Consider the following 3,904-nt stretch of genomic DNA (forward strand, 5'->3'; position numbering starts at 1 on the left):
GCTTTCCGCTCACGGTGAGCGGCAGGTCGTCGAGTTCGACGATCGCGTCCGGCACCATGTACGAGGGCAGAGCGTCACGCAGCGCCACGCTGGCCGTGGTGCGCCAGTTCGCCGGAGCGTCCGGTTCAAGGACGACGAACGCGGCCAGCCGCATGCCCCGATCCGCCGGTCGCGCGACGACCACGCAGCGGTGAACGCCTGCGACATCGCAGAGCACGGACTCGATCTCGCCGAGTTCGACGCGGTGACCGTTGAGTTTGACCTGGGTGTCGGTGCGGCCGAGGAATTCGATGACGCCTCCAGGCAAGCGGCGGCCGCGGTCACCGGTGCGGTAGATGCGTCCATAGTCGCGGTGGGACAGGAAGGCGGCGGCGGTGCGCTCCGGGTCGTTCTCGTAGCCGTCGGCCACGCCCGCCCCGGCGATGTAGAGCTCGCCGATGTGCCAGTCCGGGCACGGGCGCAGCATGGCGTCGAGCACCAGCACGTCTTGCCCGGCCAGCGGGCGTCCGTAAGGGATCGAACGGCCTGCGAGGTCTGCCGGGGCGATCCGGTGGAAGATCGACCACACGGCGCCCTCGGTTGCGCCGCCGAGACTGACCACCTCGGCGGCGGGTGCCAGGCGTTGGAGCCGTCCGGGGAGGGTGAGCGGAATCCAGTCGCCGCTGAGCAGAAACGTGCGTATCGACGGCACGGCGGCGCCCTCCTGAGCGAGCAGGGCGGCCAGCGCGGGCGCGGAGTTCCACAGAGTCACGCCATGGCGCTGGAGCCGCTCGACCCATCCGGCCGGGCTGCGGCCGGACTCCTCGGAAAGCATCACCGCCGAGCCGCCGCGCAGCAGCGGACCGAAGACGTCGTACACGGACAGGTCGAAGCCGATCGAGGAGACACTCAGCACGCTGTCATCCGGCCCGACGCCGAATTCCGCGTTCACCGCGTCCAGAGTGGCCAGGGCGGCGGCGTGCGAGATGACGACGCCCTTGGGCTCACCGGTGGAGCCGGAGGTGAAGATGACGTAGGCGGTAGGGCAGGTGGTGACGGGTTCGGCGGGCGCTGTGTATGCGGGCGTCGAGCTCGGCAGTGTCAGAGGACGCGCACCGAGACGAGCCCACTGCTGCGAGTCCGTCGTGAAGGCAAAGCGGAGCGCGGCGCGTCTTGCGATCGCCTCGATGCGCCCCGGAGGCGTGGCGACATCTATGGGCACGAAGACGCAGCCGGCCATCAGGATGCCGAGCTCGGCCACAGCCTGGCCCACGCCACGCGGCAAATGCACGGCGACCCGGTCGCCGCTGCCGATTCCCGCCGCACGCAGGAGAGCGGCGGACGCCGAGGCGCGGGCGACAAGTTCCGCGTAGGTCAGCACTTCGTCGTCGTCGCGGACAGCGGGACGATCGGGATGCTCGACGGCACAGCGCAGCACGCGTTCGTGCAGGGTTTCACGTGGACCCGGCGTATGTTGCAGCGGATCCGGAGGTTCCGGAGCCCTCAGCATCAGCACGTCCGGCAGTGGCGCTTCCCACGCCGCAGTGTCCTGCGCCAGCGCGTGGATCAGCCCACTGCAACACTCGGTGAAGTCCTCGGCGAATCCGGGATCGAACGCGTCGGCCCGCCAGTCGAAGCCGAGCCGGACCGTGCCGTCCGCGTCGAGCGCCGCCTGATGGTCCAGCAGTACCTGCGGAACGCGCAACTGGACCTCGTCCCAGCGCCTGCGCAGCCCTTCGTCCGCCTCAGCCTGCGTGTCCGTGGCGAAAGCGGTGAACGCGAAGGGATGGGGCAGCCGGTCCGGCGCGCCGTCGGGATCGGCGAGCCGGGCGATCCGCGCCCCGCCCGGCGAGCCGTGCACGGCATGGCTCAGGCTGCGGGCCTGCACGGCCCGGGCCAGGTCGGCGAAGCTCGACCCGCCTGGCGCCGGGATCTCCACCGGCACAGTGGTGCCGAAATTGCCGATCGAAGCGGTGGCGCCGAACGGCCGCGCGGAGTGCAGCACGGTGACGGTGTGTTCTCGGCCGCCCGCGAGCCGGGACAGGATCGCCCCGTACGCCGCGAGATAGACCGCGGCCGGGGTCAGGCCGTGCTCGGCCGCGATATCCGAGATCCGTCGGCCGGCGGCCGGTTCGAGAACGACCGTCCGATGGCCTACGCGACGCCCCGCGTGCCGCCAGTCGGGCCGCAGCGGCAGTTCCGCCGGACCCGGCAGCGTGCCGGCGCGGCCACGCCAATAGCGTTCGTCGCGCTCGGTGCGGTCACGGCGCGCGGCAGGCGGGCCGTCGGCGGCGGGCTGCGGCCGACCCGGCGCCGCGACAGCGGCCAGGAAGACTTCGAGCGCTGCGGCGTCCATCATCCACAGCGCGTAGATCAGGTGTAGTCGCGCTCGCAGCGGTGAGCGGACGACGGTCAGCCGAAGGTGCGGCCAGGAGCCGAATTCGAAGGCGTCGTCGGTGAATTCGCGTCGGATCGTTTCGCAGACGTCGAGGAACTCGTCGTCGGGCGTGGTGCGTATGTCGACCGTGAGGTGATCGGCTGCCTCTGGGGGGCGGACCGTGAGTTCGAGGTCTGCGCTGACGCCGGCACGCAGGATCGCGTGGTCACGCACCAGGTCGCGTAGGCGCTGCGCGATGGCGGGCACCCGCTCGGGATCGACGTCGCAGGGCAGGTAATAGCGTGCGGGGCTGCGCAGTTCGAGTCCGGGCTGGTCGCCGACGAGGTAAGCGCGCTGGATCGGGCCGAGCGCGCGAAGTGCGTCGACGGCGGTGGCGGTCACGGCGCCTCCATCTCAGTACACGAGCTCCCGTGCCGGGTCGCGGCTCAGAAAGCCGGCCGGGCTGAACGTGGCGCCGTAGGCGCCGAGGGCGGCGAAGGCGAGCAGGTCGCCCGGCTCGACTTCGGGCAGCGCGACGTCGGCGGCGAGCACGTCGAGCCTGGAGCACAGCGGCCCGCTCACCCAGGTTCGGCGCACGCGGCGCGAGTCGCGGGCACCGACGGCGCGAACACGCGGTTCGCCGCGCCGGCCGCCGGCGACGAGCCGGCTGGCGATCATCGCGTGGTTCAGGCCGGCGTCGACCAGGACGTAGCGCCGGTCGCCGACCTCTTTCACGTCGAGCACGCTCGTCAGCAGCGTTCCGGCCGGTCCCGCGATAGCGCGGCCGTACTCGCAGGCGATCGCGGGCGCCGGCTCGGGGAACAGCGCGCGCAGCTCTGCGTCCTGATTCAGCGCGGCGCGGTGCAGCCCCGGCCAGTCGACGGCGGGGTCCGCGTCGCACCACGGCAGGCCGATCCCGCCGCCGATCATGACCGTCTCCAGCGTCAGGCCGGTGCGGCCGGCCAGGCGCCGCGCGCGTTCGAGCGCATCGGTCCGGGCACCGGCGATGACCGACGTGTCAAAGTGCTGTGACCCCCAGAACAGGTGCAGCCCCTCGACGCGCACCGCCGAGCGCGCGAGCAGCTCGGCGGCCTCGTCCAGGTCGTCGTCGGCGAGACCGAACTGGTTCGGCTCGACGGTCTGCTCGGGATCGCTCACGGGATACGGCGTGTTGACCCGCAGCACGGCGCGGCCCGACGCGCCGATCTGCTCGGCGACACGGGCGAACAGCCGGGCCTGCCCGAGGGACTCGATGGTGACGGCGACGCCCGACGCCAGAGCGCTCGTCGCCTCGGCGGTCGACTTCGCGGGCCCGGTGAACAACACCACGCCCGGGTCGGTGCCCGTGTTGAGCACTGTCTCCAACTCGGCGGTGGAGCAGACGTCGAAGCCGTCCACCACGCCTGTCAGTGCATTGACCACTCCGGGATGCGGATTGGCCTTGAGCGAGTAATAGATCAGCGCACCGGTCGGCGACGCCGTACGCACCAACGCGACGCGGTCCCGCAGCACGGTCCGGTTGTATACGTATACCGGAGTCGCACCTGC

At 71.6% G+C, this 3,904-nt stretch carries 2 protein-coding genes; both read right to left on the reverse strand.

Annotated elements, in window-relative coordinates; genetic code table 11:
* On the reverse strand, positions 1-2,758 hold a 2,758-nt coding region (locus tag VGS97_RS12670), incomplete at its 3' end, for an amino acid adenylation domain-containing protein (RefSeq protein ID WP_326853597.1).
* A 12-nt stretch (positions 2,759-2,770) separates the two neighbouring features.
* Positions 2,771-3,904: alanine racemase (locus VGS97_RS12675; protein WP_326853598.1), on the reverse strand; the 1,134-nt coding region annotated here is incomplete at its 5' end.

Origin of the sequence: Actinocrinis sp. (assembly GCF_035946395.1) — a bacterium.
Lineage (GTDB): Bacteria > Actinomycetota > Actinomycetes > Streptomycetales > Catenulisporaceae > Actinocrinis.